A 19,422-nucleotide genomic window follows, 5' to 3' on the forward strand; every position below is an offset into this window, starting at 1 on the left:
GATCGCCCAGAATCAGAAAGCACCTACTTAACCTTAAACTCAGACACACTCTGTTTGAGTTCCTCAGCAACACCGAGCAGCTTAGTAAAAGATTGAGCAACTTTCACCGACTGCTCAGATGTTTGATTAGAAATACTCGCCACATCCTGCATTGTCTGATTGAGTTCATTAGAAATACTCACCTGAGTCGAAGCCGAGTTCGCAATCTGTTCAACCACACGGTTGATACTCGTACTCACCTTCGCCAAATCCGTCAGCGTTTGACGTGTCCCTTTCACCAACTTTGTGCCGATCAGAACCCGCTTACGACCGATGTCCATCGCCTTAATTACCTCATTAGTCTCCGATTGGATCTCCTCAATAATTTCCTCAATTTCCTTCGTCGCATTCGCCGATTGCTCCGCCAGAGTACGAACCTCATTCGCTACCGCAAAGCCCTGTTCCTCTTCACCCGCTCGAGTTGCCTCCACCGAAGCATTAAGGGCAAGCAAGTTCGTTTGGTTCGCCAGTTCACGAATCAAATTCAACACGCGGGAAATCTTTTGGGACGCATCAGCCAAGTTCTTTACCTTACGGGCAGTTGCCTCCACCGTTTGTTGAATCGCCAAGATACCCTGTACAGTCCGGTTCATCGCCACATCACCCGCTTTAAGGGTTTTGTTCGCGAGTAATACTTTCTGTTGGGCATCCTGGGCATTCGTTGCGACCTCACGAATAGAAGTCGTCATATCCGTAATCTTTTGGAGCGCTTGACCAACACTTTCGGCCTGACGCAGGGACTCCGTGGACAGACTCTTAATTTGAATTTCACTTTCTTGAGCCGTTTCCGACACAATCAACGTAGAATCTTGCACCTGTTCCACCAGTTTTTGGAGATTCTCAATGGTGGCATTAAAAAAGTCAGCAACCGTCCCCATTTCCCCCTCAGTTACCCCTGCTCTGACGGTCAAGTCACCCTCAAAGGAGTTTTCGATTTCCTCTAGGAAGTTTTCGATCTGTCCTTGAAGTTGTTCTTTTTGTTGACGTTGTTCTTCGGAAGCTCTCTCAGCTTGCTCCCTCGATTCTTCAATTTCGCGCAGGAGGAGGGCTTGGTCTAGGGCATAACCCAACTGAATCGCCACCTGTCGGAAAGACTCCACCAGCGGTGCTTCCCATTCACGGGTTCCGGAACATTGGTGCGCACCGAGCAAACCGTACAGCTTTTGGTTTACCAAAATGGGGACTACCACATTTGCCTTCACCTGCCACTTGCCGAGCTGTTCTTCGTGACAAGCTGTCAAACCCGCTTGGGACACATCGGGCGTGACCTGAACACGACCTTGGCGGTATGGCTCCACATAGTCCTCGGGGAAACAGGGCACTTCACCATCAGCCATCATGTCTTGGCTTAGTTTGCGCCAACCGGAGGCAACGGCTTCATAGGGAATATTTCCACCCCAGTTTTCATCAAAGCGATAAACCACAACGCGATCACACTTCATGAGCTTGAGGGCTTCTTCCGTTCCTGTCCGGAAAATTCGCTCAACATCCAAGGATTCACGAATTCGGAAACTGATCAAGTTCACCTGTTTCGTCCGGGTGACCGCCTGTTCTTGGGCGCGGCGGAGGAGGGCTTGGTCTAGGGCATAACCTACTTGTTCAGAGAGTTGGCGCAGGGTTTCGGTTTCGAGCTCTGTCCAAGATCTTGTGCTTGAGCATTGGTGGACTACGAGCAAACCGTAGAGTCTCTGGTTCGCCACAATGCCGGCTGCCATGTAGCCTTTCACGCCATAGGGCGAAAATTCATTGATGTGGCAATCTGCAAAGTCCGAATTAAAAATATCGGTAACGGCTTTAACGTTGCCCTTGAGATAGGATTTGGAGAATTTTTCTGTAACATGGGGTTCGTTCGTCCGTACACCAAGGGTTGCAGGGTAGCCGGCATTGACTGATTCTGCGGTAATCAAGCCTTTCCACGAGGAGTCGAATTCATACACAATGGCGCGATCGCTGCCGAGGATATCGCGGGTTTCTTCCACTGCCACGGTTAAGATTGCTTCAACCTCAGATGTTTCCTGGAGACGCAGGCGGGTTTCATCTAACCGTTTTGCCTGTTCTTGATCTTGCCGTAGGAAGGCTTCTTCTAGGACATAGCCCACTTGCTGGGCAATTTGTTTGAGGGTTCCCGTTTCCGTTTCATTCCATTGGCGTGGCCCGGAACATTGATGGGCAATGAGCAAACCATAGAGTTTTTGGTTCGCCACAATCCCCACAGCCATATAGCCTTTCACGCCGTGGGATTCAAATTCCTTGATGTGGCAATCTTGGAATTCTGCGTCGTAGATATTGGCGTAGGCGGTCACTTTACCGCGCAGGTATGACTTTGCGAATTTTTCGGTCACTCGAGGCTCGTTGGTCTTGAGTCCCATGATCGAGAGGTGGCCTTGGCCAACGGATTCGGCATTAATTAAGCCCCGCCATTCTTCGTCAAATTTGTATACAATGGCGCGATCTGCCTTGAGGATATCGCGGGTTTCATCTACTGCAGCGGCGAGGATTTCACTCACTTCAAAGGATTCTTGGAGGCGAGCACTAATGTCACTGAGGCGTTGGGCACGCTCTGCGGTCATTTGCCGTTGTTCAATTAGACTAATTCGCTCTAGGGCAAAGCTGACTTGGTTACTGATTTGACGTAGTAAGCTATTTTCGGAGTCTTGCCACTGGCGTGTTCCGTGACAGTTGTGGACGACGATGAGACCAAAGAGTTTTTTCTCGATAGTGATTGGCGCAATCATGAGGGAGCGCACTTGAGCGAGTTCGAGATGTTCTAGCTGAAATTCACTTAAGCCGGCACCGGATAAACGGTTAAGGATAGTGGTTTTGCCTCTTTGTGCTTGTTTCACGTAGCGTTCGTCTAGGCCACAGTCATGCAAGCTCTTGTCTATTAGGCTCTTCCAACGGGGGTCTGCGGATTCGGCGATCGCCATGCCTTTGAGTTGATCATCAACCTTAAAGACCAAAACACGATCTGCCTTAAGGGCTTCTCGGGCATCATCCACAATGCTATCGAGGATTTCTTCAACATCATCATACGCACCCAAACGCGATGAAATGTCATTGAGAATTTTTGCTTGGAGCGCCGCATTTTCCTGTTGCTGTAGTGCGAAGGCTTGGTCAAGGGCAGTACCAACTTGTCCGGCGGCCTTCTTCAGGAGTTCAGCCTCACCATCGGTCCAACGGCGCGCCATTGTACATTGGTGCACAACCAAGAAACCCACCAGCCTTTGGCTCGCGATCACAGGGGCAACCAAACTTGCTCGAATGGCTCGTGCTTTCAATTGATCAACAATCGCGTCATCTAGTTCTAAATCGTAAATATCATTCACGCGATTTAGTTGGCCTCGCCCATAGCCTTCGTGGTAGGACACATCAAACCACGGACTCGGCAAAGCCATCCCCATTGTGGTGGGAAACTGACGCTCGACGGACTCGGCCACCACCTGATGTTGTCCATCGGTGCCTAGGCGACAAATCGTCACCCGATCACTTTTCATGGCACTATGTACTTCCTGTACCGCTGCTGTGAAAATATCATCCGGTGTTAACGATTCTCGAATGCGAACACTAATTTGGTTGAGCCACTGGGCCTGTTCTGCAGCATCCCGCTGCTTTTCCAAGAGTTGGGCTTGGTCGAGGGCATAACCCACCTGCACGGCCAATTGCCGGAAAAAATCAATTTCGGATTCTGACCATTCCCGGGGATTCGAACACTGATGGGCAACCAGTAATCCGTACAATTCACCTTCTAAAAGTAATGGTGTCGTTAAGCTTGCTTGGGTCTCTAGTTTCTGGAGCTGCTCTAACAGGGAACTATCCAGTTGAACACTATTACTCGTATCATCAACGGCTTCAACCCGGCCTTGTTGGTAAAGTTTGACGGCCTGATCCGACATTTCATTGGCCATGTAATAGGAGCCGAGGGCACTAGGCCAGCGGCGTTCAACGGCCTCATAGGCGGCCTTCGCCAAGTAGTTCTCGTCGAAAATATAGACTAAAACCCGATCAACATCGAGGGCATTGCGGGCATCGGCAACGGTGGCACTCAGAATGTACTCAAAGTTTAAGGACTCTCGAATGTGGGAGGTCATGGCATTAAGCAACTCTGCCCGCTCTACAGCTGCCCGCTCATTGGCGAGGAGTGACTGGAGCTCGTCCGTCATCATGTCGATATTCGAACGCAGACTGCTGAGTTCTCCCACTAAGGCTCCTGCTTTAGATGTGAGGGCGGAGTGTTTGGCCTCGGAGGAAGACAAGGATTGCACAGGAACAAGGGTCAAGGTTTCCTCAATCCGCCGTTCTTGGGAGGCAGAATCCATGCCATTGTTTTTGTTGGGGTCATTGTTCGGGCGAATAGGGATCTGGGTCATGGTTGTTTCGGCAAATTCAACAGGATGGGGTTTGGAAAAAAGTTAATCTAAAGGTTATGTTTCAAAATTTTGTTGCTGGTCGGTTTGGTCGCCTTTTTAGGTTGGCGATCGCAGGGTTTCGAGTAGGGCTTCTAAATTGAAACTTGTTACTTGAATATTCCCGGTCGTTGTCAGGTGACCAGCAATCAAAGGGGCGACCTCTGCTTTGAAAGGGACGGGTAATCCGGTTTGAATATCTTGGGGATCGCAACGCATCAGTTGTCGCACTTCTGCGACGAGAATACCAAAGCTTTGTTGATTGACAGTGACCTTGAGCACATTGCACTTATCAGACTGATAATCCGCACTCAGGAGGGGCGCTAAGCCGAGGGCATAGGACAAGTCAACGAGCCAGAGTACCTCACCACGCCAACCGCAAACACCGACTACGGCTGGGGGAAGATCGGGGATCTGAACAATTTTGCCGAGCTCTAAATTAATGGTTTCAGTCAGCTGGCTCGTTTGAACCATGCCCCACACCTTCTGGGTCAGGAGGAAGCTGATAAATTGTTTCTGGGTAGTCGGCGGATCTGTAGAAGTCTTTGGAGCCATGTCATGCAACCTTTGAGAGGGGAATGGCAGATGTCCCTAGTAGTACAAATAAAAGCTTAAGATGTAAGGAAAAAAATCTTTGGGGCGATCGCCAGCCGGGTGAGGGGAGGGCTGACGAAGCAAACAAAACGTGTGTGCGATCTATTACTAAATAATTAACGAACCCATCTACGTACAGCAGCCACTAGCTCGTCTTGGTCAATGGGTTTTGTCACATAGTCATCAGCCCCCTGCTTTGCTGCCCATTTTTTGTCCATTTTTTCAGATTTACTAGAACACATCACAATCGGAATTTTTTCTGTCTTCGGATCCTTTTTGAGTTCGCGACATAGGCCAAAGCCACTTTGACCGGGCAACACCACATCCAAGACAATGCCATCTACTGGTTTTTGGCTTAAAATCGCCTTCGCTGCTTCTGCAGTAGTCACCTTCAGTAGCGTAAACCCAGCTCCTTCAAGACAGGATGTAATAATTTGTGCTTCAGTCGGACTGTCTTCAACGAGCAATAATGTTGCCATCTTAAACCTCTAAAATTAACGAAAAAAGGATATAAATCCTACGGTATTGTAAGGCGATCGCCCTTAGAAAACTTGTCGTTTTCTTCACAAAGCAGAACTAGAAACCTCAGCACTAAGACTCGCCTCACCTGTTTGCCCTTGCTCAGCTATTTCCTCCAAATATTTTTCAATCAGAGCAATCGTTTTTTCTGGATCTGGGGGTTTACCCAGAAAATCAGACGCACCCACTAACTTGGCACGATTACGATCAATGAGAGTATCGCGACTCGTCAAGACAATAATGGGCGTTTTCTCAAAGACCGATGTTTGTCGCAAAAACTTACAAACGCTATAACCACTGGCATTGGGCATCACCAAATCAAGGATAATAATATCCGGCTGGTTTTCAATGAGCTTGGCAACCCCCCGCATCGGTTCATTAATAGCTAATGTTTGGTAACCTGCACCTTCTAAAATCTTTTTTAATGTTTGAAGAATGACGGGACTATCATCAATACAAGCAATCAGACCTTCACGTCCTTTACCTTTACTACCCGCCTTACGGGAACCTCCAGACCCAGAAGCATCAACACTCCTATTGGCAAAGGGGTGGGGTAAATCAGCAACTTTTTTCAGTTGGACAATGCGCTTTTTCAGCAGGGGTATTAAAGCCTTTGTGACATTGGTGACGGATTTGCCCAGTCGCACAGAAATATCCCAGAGGGTATATTTTCCATTGAGGTACTTCCCGAATACTCCCAAGGCTGCCGGGTCAATCCCCGATTTTAGGACTGGGGCAAGGGTCGGATTTAAATTCCTCAAACCAGCCACTTGCCACTGGCGTTGGAGAGCCATCACCTTCGAGATATCTGGCTCCACTTCTAAATAGGACAAAGAAAGACTCAAAGCCATTTCTGTTGGGTTGCGTGCATCTTCCTGCCACTCGACCGTCGCGTTGCCATAACAACCTAAATCAAAAAATACTTCTTGGGCGATCGCCCGAATAATTGCCTTAGCCTGCACTACCGAAATCTGTTTATTTGTGATGCCCTGATACAACAGCTGATACTCCCACATGTGAGCATCTTGGAGATCGCTAGGATTTGGAATCCACTGGGGCATCAATCGCTGCGTAATACGATTCCAACGGCGTGTCTCATGTTGTCCAGCTTTTGCGTAGAGTAAACGGCCAGACAGCAAATAAATCCGCCCCTTTGTCTGACTACTACCCACGACCAACTCCCCCGTTGCCCGTTTTTGACAAAGAACATTCAGTTGTTCAGCAATCAATTTTAGGGTGTTAGCTGTCATATCATTTTTTAGAGCTTTATCGCTCATTAATATTAACTTTAGAATCCTATAGGTTTGTTGATTTTTGCTGATAACTACAGAAAACTTATCTTGCTTATATTGTGCGTTTAAAGTCGTCAACAACACTTCGTTGCAACTTCAACTTAATTGCTATTTTAAGTCACAATAAAGCTCAATTTTTTCCTTGGGCAATAACATCTAATCAACTTCACTGTAAGTCGCTGTGTGATACTGTTCGAGAGCTTCCCAGAGCAATCCGGATAAGATACAAATAATCTTCAGCACCTAGGTATTTACACGTAGGTACAGCAGTATGCAGTTTTACTTTAAGCAACTTTGTTGTTGTTTAAATAATCATGGTGAATGCCGCTACAAATCACTTGGGTAAAAAGTCTATTAAAGAAAAGTCAAAAGAGAAGATTAGATGTCGATCTTTTTGATAAATAGTATTGTTTCTCTTGCCTTTATTTGGCGCTTTATAAAATTGTCTTTAGTGTTTTTTACACGACAAAACCGAACTTAGAGCCCGGGGAGTGACACTGCTAAGTAGACGAGGGTAAAAAAGCCGAGTTACGCAATCCGTGGAAAAAGGGTGTGATGTCAATCCATATCATCTGACTCAGATTTGAGCTCGGTTTAATTAACCAAACTTACTTATAGGGGCAACCCCACAACTCAAAAAAAAGCTTAGTAGATAAAATATGGTTCCCGACCCTTGTCTGTACGAGTGAGAGGCCAGTGACTTAAGATCTAGGAAGCAAAAGTGAAATAATATTTTTTGACTATGGCAGATATTGCGTCACTGATTCATCAAATCCGTGTCGAAGCAGAGCGGGAAGAGTTTCCCATTGATATTCCGGTGTATAAAGCGGCAAAATTAGAACCGACTCAGCCGATTTTGTACGGAGGGAATCTACAAAGTCAATTGTGCTTTTTCGGGCGGGATCTGGGTCGTGATGAGGTGCATGGACGCCAACCCTTATATGGTGCTGCGGGGACATTGGTGCGTCAGGGTTTTTATTACGGTATGCATGGCAAAAAAATTCAAGATAAGCAGGAGCTAGCTAAGGTTTGTGAGCGGGTTTTGCTAACGAATACAGTGCCCTACAAGCCACCGGGAAATAAGGCTTATTCTGTGGCGGTTAAAAAGCGATTTCGACCGTTTATCGAAAAGTTGTTGGTACTGCATTGGCAAGGGAATCAAATTATCACCTTGGGTACAGAGGCGTTTAAGTGGTTTGATCCCTACGGACGTCGGGGGGAGGTGAATGGCTTTTTTCGACAGGACGACCGCTTTGAAACTTCCCTTGAGGTGACGTTAAAGGCAATAGATGATCAAGGTCTCGAACATCAAAAGGTCGTAGCATTGTCTCCTCTGCCCCACCCTTCTCCATTGAATCAGCGCTATTACGCAAAGTTTCCCCAAATGTTACAAAGGCGCCTTGGGGCGATCGCCTTTTAGATTTTTCTGGGCATTGTTGGGGATGGAACAATTTTTTTATCACAGAGACTTTTATCATAGAGAACATAAGTCTTTAGGAGAGATCTGGCATGATGGCTAAGTGGTTTACGGTGGGGGCGATCGCCGCACTTTTGGGTAGTGTTGGTCTGTGTCTAGGGGCTAATGCCTTACCCGGCGACATAAAGGATGATGTGGAAGCTTGGATTGAGGCGAACCCAAGTTTTCGTGAGAGCCAGATTAATAATTTGACAGTGACTCGCTTTAATACCGCTGCTCAGAAATTCACCTTTGAAGCATCCCTTTACTCGCCGACTTATATAGACGAAGAGCCCTATGGCCTCGTGCGCAGCGAAGAAATTAGCTTTTTTGATGTCACTAACGGTGTCACCTTTGAACGTCTTGAAGAGGCACTACGGACTATTTATGGTGTCAATGTTTACCAAGACTATGCCGCCGCCCGGGAAGTTTATGCCTATCCGAGTATTAGCACGATAAACCGCTCTAAACGCACTAATCTCCTGACCCTGCGCGCCCAAACGGGCAGACTCTACGAAGGCGATCGCTTTGCCTATTGGATTGAAGTCATTAAAGTCGATCCAGACAACAGTGACTTTGCCAACCGCGGCAAGATCGTTGTTATGGAAAAATTTGATTTACCGGCTTTAGAAAATCAACTCAGTAGCCGTTAGGTCGTTTCTGTCTCCCGCTCAAAATCATTGCCGGAACCGTATTTAAGAGCCTCTCGCCATCGCTTCATTTGAAAGTCTGTGGCGGGGGGCATCTTTTTGCTGAGATGGTAGCCAGAGCTATACAAACCGAGGGAAAGATAGTGGCGTAACCAGTCGGCTAATGCACCCACTCCTAGTTTTGGTAATAGGGGCAACACTGTTGGGAAGTTAACGCGTGGCAGAGTTTTCGCTAATCCTTGGAACTGCACTACATCTTGCAAAAAGGGATAGAGCACATCGTCACCGAGATCGGCCATTACTGCAAAGACGGCATTCATTAAATCATTAATTTCGTCGGGATTGCACCGCTGTTTCACTCCGACGCTCATCGCTTTTTGGAAGAGCCATGTCACTGATAAATTTGGTTGGTAGGGTTGGAGCTGACGAAGGGAGCGGCGATCGCAGCAATCTTGTTGCAGGACATCATTAAGACCTGCACTTAGACGTTTTAGGTGGCGTAACATCGAGCCAAACCCGCCAAAACTTACGGGTGATTGCGCGCCGCTACTATCACCAATGGGCACGATACGATCCCAGGGATAACGCACGGGACTCTGGCGATAGCTGGGAAAAAAGCCAAATAAAAACCGTTGAAAATCAAGGGCTGTTAATTCGGTTTGCTGATATTCTGGCAACAGCTTGAGATATTCGTCTAGTAAAAATTCGAGACTAAAGCGATCGGGATGGGCATCGAGATAGGTAAACAGATAGGTGGTGCGTCCATCTTTTGCGGGAAATGCTTCCCAGAAATATTGGCATTGGTTACGGATGGGTGTGAAGGAATAAATGAGATCGCCTGTTTTATTGTGCTCAAAGCCCTTGGCACAACTGCCCACCACTAGGCAAATACCGTCGGGCTTTCGGCCTTGGCGTGCTTGCTGGGCAATGGGAGAAAAGTGTCCCATACCGTCGAGAATGAGACGCGTTCTGAGGGTGAGTTTGTCGGTTTTGGCGATCGCCCCACCGTCACATACCTCTATTTCTGTACAGGCATTATGTTCAAACACTTTGCCGCCCCAAGTTAAAAACTTTTCCTTGAGCTTGGCTAACAACGCTTTGGGACTGACACCAATATTGAGGATATTCTCCACCCACAGCGGCTCACCCTTGAGAAACTGTACCCGCGCCGGATTATATTCTGTGAAAATCACTTCCTGTAATTCAGTGGGTGTCAATAATTCCAGTTCTGTTAGTGTATTTAGCTCAGAGCGAGAAATATTCCATTCCTGATCCCGCCCCTGCAAAATACCTTTTTCTAGCAGCACAACCTGCCAACCTTGGCGTTGGAGCGCCGCGGCTAACATGATGCCGAGAGTTCCACCACAGACCACTACGTCGCAGTCATAACCCTGACAGTTGTCTTGGCTCGTTCGGACAATCGTTGGGCATGGAATTTGTCCCTGTCGCCACTGAGTCCAACGTTGATCCGCAAATTGTAGACCCTTTAGGGGTTCTCCCTTGACCTGAGTGAGAATCTTTTGAACCTGTCCCACGGCGATCGCCTCCAGTTGACTCTCATTTTTCTAACTTGGTTTTATCATTTTTTTGGAATTTACTGGCTATAAATACTTAAAAACCAGTCAAAAGTAAGGATTATCTTGACTTAACAAAACGCAATCAATAGAATCAGCGTAACTTAAGTCACTTGTCCAAGCTTGGGCAATGTCTTCCTCAATTTTAAGAAACATTTATCAATTATTCCCCAAGGAGCTTGCTGATGCTGAAAAGATTTTTTGGAAATTCCCAAAAGAAATTTGCCATGGAGTTACCCGACTCCCCCGAACAGGAATCCAATGCGGTTTTTGCGCCCCCTGTTGTCGAGACAAAAGAAGCCAATGATGGCAGTACGCCAGCGGCTGACGAAAAGGTGAATGCCTCCACTGCAGCAGCTAGCGAAGCCCCAACACCCAAAGCTCCAACGCCGGCTCCTACCACCAGCAACTATGTTGTTGATCCCCGTGAGTTTATTATTGCGGCAGTGAAAGAGACTTCTGCGGAAACGAAAGCTGAGGTAGAAAAAACATCTTCTGGCGCTTCTTTTGCTGAGACCTTTCTCCTGACGACTGGTAACAAGAGCGATCGCCGTCGTCCCGGTCTAAGCATGGATCCTTTCATGGGACTGGCTAAAACCATGGGTTCTAAACTTTAGGTTCTAAACTTTAATCTAATAAATATTAGTAAATTAAATATTGGTTATGTACCGGGAGGCGATCGCCTCCTTTTTTTATGACTATTTTTCTGGCCACAATGTACATTTCCCCGATTTAGTCACTTACTAGCGACGATCAGAACAGTTTGACAAACTCCCCCTCCATGGCGATGACAAAATACCGTCCCTTAGCATTAGCCTTAACATTCATCACAATTCGCATAATTAAACATCGACAAACACCAAATTTGCCGAAACATCTATCTATAATGAGTCCAAACCACCGTGTACTGCCCCGTTTATGAACCCCAACGAGCCAGACCCTTCATCGCTCCCGGAAGAGAAACCCCAAACAAAAAAAAAGAACCGCCTCATAATCGGGCTCCTTATCGGTGCGCTCATTTCCATAGGCGGTGGCTTAGGCTATGCCCGTTATTTCATTTTTAAGCGGCTTTCCCCCACCGTCGAAAAACAATTATCAAAAACCATTAACCGCCCCGTCCAACTCGGCGAAGTTAAGTCCTTTTCCTTAGGTGGTGTTCGACTAGGCTATTCTGCCCTACCCGCAACATCAGAATCCACCGATGAAGTTTTAATTGAAAGTGTCATTGTCAACTTCGATCTTTGGTCACTGATTACCCAACAACAGCTCAACTTAGATCTCACCCTCCTCAGACCACAAATTTACCTAGAGCAAGATATTGATAATGTTTGGCTAGCACTGGATATCGAAGAATCAGACGACGATGAAGAAGGCGGTTTAGAAGTTGATATTGGCAATATTTATCTCAAAAATGCCGCCTTGACCGTCCGCTCTCGGATGGAGTCGGGAACCCTAAAAACCCCCATCAAAATTGCAGTTCCCTACGGCGAAGCTGAATTAATCGAAGGCGACACAGTCATTGACTTTGACCTAGAAGGGGAGTTAGAGCGTGGCGGCATACTCGGCGTTTCCGGACTAGCTGATTTGAGTGACACCTCTTTTTCCCTAGATTTACGGGCGAAAAAATTACAAATTTCAACCGTTACAGATTTGCTGCCGCTACCTTTTACCCTATCTGAAGGGTTAGTGGACGGCCAACTGGCTATGAATTTAGCGCCGGGCGGTGAACTGACCGATTGGCAGGGGGAAGTCGTCACAGAAGGTGTGACTTTGATTTTGCCTCAGCTGGTCAAGCCTATTAAAAATATGGATAGTGTGATCGCCTTTGAAGAGCAGCGGTTAGATTTTTCAGATCTTTCAGGCAGTCTTGGGGAAGTTGACTTAGCTGGAGAAATGGCGCTGGATTTGAGTGGTTCTATGGAAGGGAACTTGATTAGTCAGCCTGTTACTATTGGTGGTCTAATGCGTACTTTTGATTTGGCTGAACCAGAGTTTGTGGTTGATGGTCAGCTCCGCGCTTTGGTTTCGATTACGGGAGCCTTGGAAAATCCTCAATTTTTCATTGATGCGGTCAATTACGATACTTTAACGTTTGATCGTGTTACCTTTGGTCAGTTTCAGGGCACATTGACGGTTATTGGTAGTCAATTTTTTGTTGAAAATTTTGTGGCGACTCCGACCCTTGGGGGTCAGTTTCAGGGGCAGGGTCTCATTCAACTGCCGACGGTGGATCTTCCTGAGGGTGACATTCTAATCTCGGCAACGGGTACGCGGTTACCAACTAATGCTTTGGCGCAACTTTATGAGATTCCTACGCCGGTGCCTTTGGGTGTTGGTATGGGAGAATTTATTTTTGAATCGACTGTTGATAGGGTGGACGAGTTTGTGGTGTCGGGACGTGCTGTTGTTCCAGTCGCGGGAGGCTTGGTCACGGCGACGGATTTAAATGTGACGAAGGATCGGTGGCAAACGCCGGCGATCGCCCGTGGTTTGAGGTTATCGGGACTCTATACGCAGCCGCTACCGCCTTTTGTTCAAAATAGTCTTGTTAATGGTGAGTTTGAGGCGACGGGTTCCCTTGTGGCGAATGTCGGCGATCCGCTTCAGGTTACGGGTGAAGCGCGCACTAATCTTGCGGGTGGCACGGCCACGGCGAATAATTTGACGGTGAATGACGGTGTGTGGCGCTCAAATATTCGTTTGGCCGGCTTGGAACTCAATCGTTTAGCGCCGGATTTGCCTCCGGTAAATGCGACGTATCAAGGGGAATTTGTGGCGACGGGAACCCTCGATAATCCCAGTGCTGATGCTATTGATGCTGCTGGTGTGGGTCGGTTGACCATTGCTGATGGCGGGGTGATTCGGACAGAGAATGTGGCGATCGCCAAGGGTGAGTGGTACAGCCGCGCGGAGGTAGATAATGTTAATTTGGTGAATTTTTCGCCCCAACTGGGCAACTATGTCACGACTGTGCCCACGAATGGCTCCTTTGAGGTGCGTGGTGTTCTCGATAATATTGCCCTCGATGCAGTGCTGGCTCAAGGTTCGGCGATCGCCCAACTGGCAGGCGGTGTGGTGAATGCAGGCACTATTACGCTCCGGGGGGGTCAAGTGACCAGTCAAATGACCGCCATGGGGGTGGCGCTTTATCCCTTTTCTGAACAGCTTAGTGGCGTTGCGTCGGGGACTTTTGATGTGGTTGCTGATGCGATGAATCCTGACCTTAGCCGCCTTCAGGCTCAAGGGAACGTTCGTTTCAGTCAAGGATTGTCTTTGATTAGTTCTCCCCTCACCAGTGAATTTGCTTGGACAGGTTCGCAACTGCAAATTCAGGAGGCGATCGCCGCCGGATTTTATGCCAATGGCCTAGTGGACATCGACACTAACCGCCTCAGTACTGACCCCCTCGCCGCTATCCAAAACTTAGCCCTCAATCTTGATATCGAAAATCTTGACCTTGCCACTTTACCCCTGCCGCCAACGGCTCAATCCTTAGATCTAACCGGACAGACGAGTTTTGAAGGCACAGTCCAAGGTGCACCCCGCCAGCCCACAGTGAATGGCAATATTTTCCTCAATAATGTCGCAGTCGGGAGCCTCGATTTTGAAAATCAGCTCAGGGGCTCCATTCAAACCCGCGGCGATCGCCGTCTTATGATTGCCGTCGAAGGGGAGCGCGATCGCCTCCTTGCCCGACTCAATCCCAACCTCCGTCCCGAACAAGCCTATCTACAAGTCGCCGACACCAGCCTCGACCTCGCCGTGCAATACGGTGCAAATAACCTAGACCCCAAACAACTCCGACTCCAAAGCGAAAATTTCCCCGTTGCCCTCGCCCAGGCGATCGCCAAAGATCAACCCCAAATACAACAACTCGATTTCCCCATTGCCACCATTCAAATGGGCGGTCGCCTCTCAACCCAACTCACCGCCGATCTCCAAAACCTATCAGCCTCTGGGCGTTTAAATATTACCAATCCAGCTCTCGGCACTGTCAGAGGTGATCAGCTCAATGGCGACTTTTACTACGGCAACAATCAATTCATGGCGCGGGATATGCAGTGGCAAAACAATGGCAGCATTTATGCCGTTAATACCACCATTAATCTTCCCACCGGCGATCGCCCCCAACCCACCATTGCCCTCACCGGACAAATTGAACAAGGCCGCATTGAAGATATCCTCGTCGCCATGCAGCTCTTCAACTTCACCGACTTTCAAAACCTCGGTCAGCTTTCCATTACCGATTACTTTGGCCGCTCCAGCATCTTTGATAACAGCAAAGACCTCTACGAAACAGCAACCCAAACAGACCCCACAGACATTTCCCAAGACGTTGCCCTCCTCGAAGTACCTGCCAACCCCGATTTACTAGAAATCACAAATGACGTACGACTAACCCTGAGCTGTCGCGAATTAATCGAACACCATCAAACCACAACCTCTGAAGCCCTATTTAGCATCAATAGCCAAAACCTACCCTTTGCTGAACGCATTGCCCTTGTCAATTGTATCAACGCCCAACTAGCCTTAAACGACGAAGAAGCCGCAGAATCAATATTGCCCGCCCAACTTGCCGATTTAAGCGGTGCAGTTAACGGCGAAATCACGATGAATCTAGATAGCGAAGCCAATCTAGAAGCCGAGTTTGACTTCCGGGGCGGTTACCAAGAAATTGACGAACTAGGAGAAACACGCCTTATCGGCCAACCTTGGCAATGGGGAGAAATTGAGATTCCCTACGTTGTGGCCCGTGGTGTTTTACGTAACAACGTCCTCACCCTCAGACCAGTAAACATCCAACTGCCCAATGGACAGGTCATTTTCATTGGTAGCTTCGGTGGTGAAACCCAAACAGGCCAGTTACGCCTCAATGAAATTCCGGTCGCCTTCGTCAAAAAATTCATCGATTTACCAGAGGCGATCGCCCTACAAGGCTCTATCAACGCCAACGCCAACCTTGCCGGGACTCCCCAAGATCCCTCAGCAAGAGGTGACATGAGCATGACCAATGTGCGCATTAATGACGCAGAAATAAATGCCGTCACAGGGAACTTCACCTACGAAGACGCTCGCCTTGACTTTGCAGTTGATGGAGAACTAGTGACCGATGCTGAACCTCTCACCATAGTTGGCAGTATCCCCTACCAATTGCCGAACGCAGAAATTGCACCCACTAGCAATGATTTAAATCTCAAATTTCAGCTAGAAGATGAAGGATTCATTTTGCTCAATATTTTGTCGCGGGGACAATTAGCCTGGCTAGATGGCGAAGGTCAAATGGATCTAGAAATTGATGGCACCTTTAATCCAGATACAGGTCGCCCCACAAATTTAATCGCCAATGGTCAGGTGGCGATCCAGACAGCAAAGATCCAAGCAAAAACCCTACCAGATGCACCCCTGACAAATGTCAAGGCCGACATCGACTTTGACTTCGACGACTTTACTGTCCAAGAACTAACAGGAGACTTTAGCGGTGGCAACGTGCAAGTCAAAGGTAGTTTGCCGATCGCCAAAGCCATAGCCAACAACGAAAAACCCCTTAGCGTCGAACTAAAAGACCTAAATTTTGAACTACCCAATCTCTACAAAGGCGGCGTTAACGGCAATTTAAGCATTGTCGGGACAGCCCTAGAGCCGATTATTAGCGGTGAAATTAACCTCAGCGAAGGACGAATATCCCTCGTCGGCGATCAGCAACAGCAGCAAGCCGAACAAAATACACTCGAAGCAGAAACCTCAACTCCCGACACTCAATCAACAATAGAAGCCGTCGATACCAGACAAACCAAGCAAACTTCACCATCAAATATACCCACTTCAAACCTTGACCTGAGCGCCATTACAGAATTTCAAGATCTCAAAATCAACCTAGGCCGTAATATTCAGATTACCCGTAGTCCCATTCTCAACTTCTTGGCGACTGGAGAAATGCTCTATAACGGCACACTCATTGCTCCAAAACCCAGCGGTGTAATCACCCTAGAACGAGGGCAAGTAAACCTATTTACTACCCAGTTCCGCCTCGACAAAGGCTATGACAACACCGCCACCTTCATTCCTAGCCTTGGCCTCGACCCTTACCTAGACGTTGTCCTACAGGCCTCCCTCATTGAAACCCCCCAGTCTTCTATCATCAACACCGATCCCTTATCCGCTGAAATCCAAGACAATAGCGTCTTTAGCGCCACACAAATTGGTACCATCGAAACAATACGAGTTAGAGCCGCCGTTCAAGGTCAAGCCAGCGAGCTAAACCAAGACAACCAAAGCCAAGCTAGTGCCCTCAATCAAGTTCTAGAACTCAGCAGCAGCCCCCCCCGTAGTGAAACAGAACTTGTCGCTCTACTCGGCGGTACATTTTTCGATAGTTTCACCTCAGAGGGATCCAACAGCGGCCTCGCCCTAGCAAACCTTGCGGGTTCTGCTTTACTCAACTCTATTCAAGACACTATTGGTAATGCATTGGGTCTCAGCGAATTTCGTCTTTTCCCCACAGTGATTACCGACGACGATGAAGGCGATCGCAACTCAACCCTCGGCCTTGGCGCAGAAATTGGCGTTGACATTAGCTCCAACTTCTCCCTATCCGTCCTCCAAATCCTCAATAGCGACGAAGCAACCCAGTTTGGTTTGCGCTACCGAGTCAACGATCAAATTTTTCTGCGAGGCTCAACAAACCTAAACGACGATAGTCGTATAACAGTGGAATACGACCTGAAATTTTAGGCATAGAATAAGAAAAATGAACAATCTTTCCTGAGAAACGTTAACATTAGTTAATAACTAACCTGAATGACAGGATAAGACTCTCTTTTAAGAAACACACCATATTGCTTATCCTCAGATGCTAGGAGGCTCCCAGTAGTGAATAAAAACAATAAAAAATGGCGCAGTGCAGGGCTTTATGCCCTTTTGGCGATCGTTGTGATCTCCTTAGCCGTGTCCTTCTTTGATCAGCAACCCCAGAGCCGTGAAACATGGCGCTATAGCGAATTTCTACAACAAGTTCAAAGCGGCAACATCGAAAGCGTCAAAATTAGTTCGGATCGCTCCCAAGCATTCGTCCCCGCCCAAGATGGCACACCTATTCTGGTTAACCTTCCCCCCGGAGATACAGAGCTTATCGATATCCTCAGCGACAACAACGTTGATATCGCCGTTCTGCCCCAGAGTGATGACAATTGGGTTTTCCGTGCCCTTAGCACCTTAATTTTCCCCATCTTGCTACTCGTCGGCTTATTTTTCTTGCTCCGCCGTGCCCAGAGTGGCCCCGGTTCCCAAGCCATGAACTTTGGTAAATCTAAAGCTCGCGTCCAGATGGAACCCCAAACCCAAGTTACATTTGGCGATGTTGCCGGTATCGAGCAAGCCAAGCTTGAGTTGACTGAAGTTGTTGACTTCTTGAAAAATGCTGATCGCTTTACCGCTATTGGCGCGAAAATTCCTAAGGGAGTCCTCCTCGTTGGCCCTCCCGGAACTGGTAAAACCCTCCTTGCAAAGGCTGTAGCTGGTGAAGCCGGTGTACCTTTCTTCTCCATCTCTGGTTCTGAATTCGTTGAAATGTTTGTGGGTGTTGGTGCATCCCGCGTCCGTGACTTATTTGAACAAGCAAAACAAAACGCACCTTGTATCGTCTTTATCGATGAAATTGATGCAGTTGGTCGCTCCCGTGGCGCAGGCCTTGGTGGCGGTAACGACGAACGTGAACAAACCTTGAACCAACTTCTCACTGAGATGGATGGCTTCGAAGGCAATACAGGTATCATCATCATCGCGGCAACTAACCGTCCTGATGTGCTAGATGCAGCCCTCATGCGTCCTGGTCGTTTCGACCGCCAAGTCGTCGTTGACCGTCCTGATTATTCTGGTCGCCTCGAAATCCTGAATGTTCACGCCCGTGGCAAGACCCTTTCTAAGGATGTTGACCTTGAGAAAATCGGTCGTCGTACTCCCGGTTTTACTGGCGCAGATTTATCTAATCTTCTCAATGAAGCTGCGATTCTCGCTGCACGCCGCAATTTGACTGAAATTTCGATGGACGAAATCAACGATGCGATTGATCGCGTTATGGCGGGTCCTGAGAAGAAAAATCGTGTGATGAGTGAAAAACGCAAGACCCTTGTGGCTTACCACGAAGCCGGTCATGCCCTTGTTGGTGCTCTAATGCCTGACTATGACCCCGTACAAAAAATTAGCATTATTCCCCGCGGTCGTGCTGGTGGTCTAACTTGGTTTACACCTAGTGAAGATCGCATGGACTCTGGTTTGTACTCCCGCTCCTATCTCCAAAACCAAATGGCTGTTGCCCTTGGTGGTCGGATTGCTGAGGAAATTATTTTCGGCGCTGAAGAGGTGACAACTGGTGCATCCAATGACCTTCAGCAGGTTGCTAATGTCGCCCGTCAGATGATTACTCGCTTCGGTATGAGCGATCGCCTTGGTCCTGTAGCACTTGGCCGCCAAAACGGTAACGTGTTCATGGGTCGCGATATTGCCTCTGACCGTGACTTCTCCGATGAAACAGCATCAGTAATTGATGAAGAAGTACGTGGCCTTGTTGAAGAAGCGTACATTCGTGCGAAAGATGTTCTCGTGAGTAATCGTCCAGTTCTCGATAAATTAGCAGACATGCTTGTTGAGAAAGAGACAGTCGATTCCGAAGAACTTCAAAACCTCCTCATGGAAAGTGATGTGAAAATGGCAGCTTTCTCAAACGCTTCGGCGTAAAACAAATATTCACTGGCGCTTTTTTGCTCTCGAATATTTTTAAATAATTAAAAGAGCGACTTTCAATTAATTTTGAGGGTCGCTTTTTTGCTCACAATAGTTTTATAGTAGTTTCGACTAAGATATAGAATTCTTTTTTTCGCTAGGGTCTAAGGGGAAATG

At 47.8% G+C, this 19,422-nt stretch carries 10 protein-coding genes; 5 read left to right on the forward strand and 5 right to left on the reverse strand.

The genetic code is table 11. From position 1 onward, the window contains the following. Positions 1 to 23: 23 nt before the first annotated feature. From NIES208_RS01605 to NIES208_RS01620, 4 genes are all read right to left on the reverse strand, one after another. Positions 24 to 4,406 carry a GAF domain-containing protein gene (locus NIES208_RS01605; protein ID WP_075889039.1) on the reverse strand — a complete coding sequence of 1,461 codons (4,383 nt, stop codon included), beginning with the start codon at positions 4,404 to 4,406 and terminating at the stop codon, positions 24 to 26. Between the two features lie 96 nt (positions 4,407 to 4,502). After that, entirely contained in the window at positions 4,503 to 4,997 is a 495-nt protein-coding gene (locus NIES208_RS01610; protein ID WP_075889040.1) for a chemotaxis protein CheW, read from the reverse strand. A 155-nt stretch (positions 4,998 to 5,152) separates the two neighbouring features. After that, complete coding sequence (locus tag NIES208_RS01615) at positions 5,153 to 5,515, reverse strand: response regulator transcription factor (RefSeq protein ID WP_075889042.1); 363 nt, start codon at positions 5,513 to 5,515, stop codon at positions 5,153 to 5,155. Between the two features lie 84 nt (positions 5,516 to 5,599). Beyond that, positions 5,600 to 6,832 carry a response regulator gene (locus tag NIES208_RS01620; RefSeq protein ID WP_225875224.1) on the reverse strand — a complete coding sequence of 411 codons (1,233 nt, stop codon included), beginning with the start codon at positions 6,830 to 6,832 and terminating at the stop codon, positions 5,600 to 5,602. 757 nt (positions 6,833 to 7,589) lie between these two features. Here NIES208_RS01620 and NIES208_RS01625 point away from each other — a divergent pair. Continuing rightward, complete coding sequence (locus NIES208_RS01625) at positions 7,590 to 8,267, forward strand: uracil-DNA glycosylase family protein (RefSeq protein WP_075889044.1); 678 nt, start codon at positions 7,590 to 7,592, stop codon at positions 8,265 to 8,267. 89 nt (positions 8,268 to 8,356) lie between these two features. Next, positions 8,357 to 8,956, forward strand: coding sequence for a hypothetical protein (locus NIES208_RS01630; protein ID WP_075889046.1), 600 nt, complete (start codon positions 8,357 to 8,359; stop codon positions 8,954 to 8,956). Here the strand turns inward: NIES208_RS01630 and NIES208_RS01635 are convergent. Next, positions 8,953 to 10,488 carry an NAD(P)/FAD-dependent oxidoreductase gene (locus NIES208_RS01635; RefSeq protein ID WP_084176494.1) on the reverse strand — a complete coding sequence of 512 codons (1,536 nt, stop codon included), beginning with the start codon at positions 10,486 to 10,488 and terminating at the stop codon, positions 8,953 to 8,955. The two genes, NIES208_RS01630 and NIES208_RS01635, sit on opposite strands and share 4 nt — an antisense overlap. Positions 10,489 to 10,754: 266 nt before the next feature. On the opposite strand from NIES208_RS01635, the gene NIES208_RS01640 reads away from it, so the two are divergent. The 3 genes from NIES208_RS01640 (at position 10,755) to ftsH3 (ending at position 19,260) form a co-directional block, all read left to right on the forward strand. Then, positions 10,755 to 11,144: a hypothetical protein gene (locus tag NIES208_RS01640; RefSeq protein ID WP_139324957.1), complete on the forward strand. Its 390-nt coding sequence runs from the start codon at positions 10,755 to 10,757 to the stop codon at positions 11,142 to 11,144. A 301-nt stretch (positions 11,145 to 11,445) separates the two neighbouring features. Continuing rightward, positions 11,446 to 17,259 (forward strand): translocation/assembly module TamB domain-containing protein, encoded by a 5,814-nt coding sequence (locus NIES208_RS01645; RefSeq protein ID WP_075889050.1) that lies wholly within the window; start codon positions 11,446 to 11,448, stop codon positions 17,257 to 17,259. A 138-nt stretch (positions 17,260 to 17,397) separates the two neighbouring features. Next, positions 17,398 to 19,260: an ATP-dependent zinc metalloprotease FtsH3 gene (gene ftsH3 / locus NIES208_RS01650; protein WP_075889052.1), complete on the forward strand. Its 1,863-nt coding sequence runs from the start codon at positions 17,398 to 17,400 to the stop codon at positions 19,258 to 19,260. The last annotated feature ends 162 nt before the right edge of the window (positions 19,261 to 19,422 follow it).

The sequence above is a fragment of the [Limnothrix rosea] IAM M-220 genome (assembly GCF_001904615.1).
Taxonomy (GTDB): Bacteria; Cyanobacteriota; Cyanobacteriia; order Cyanobacteriales; family MRBY01; genus MRBY01.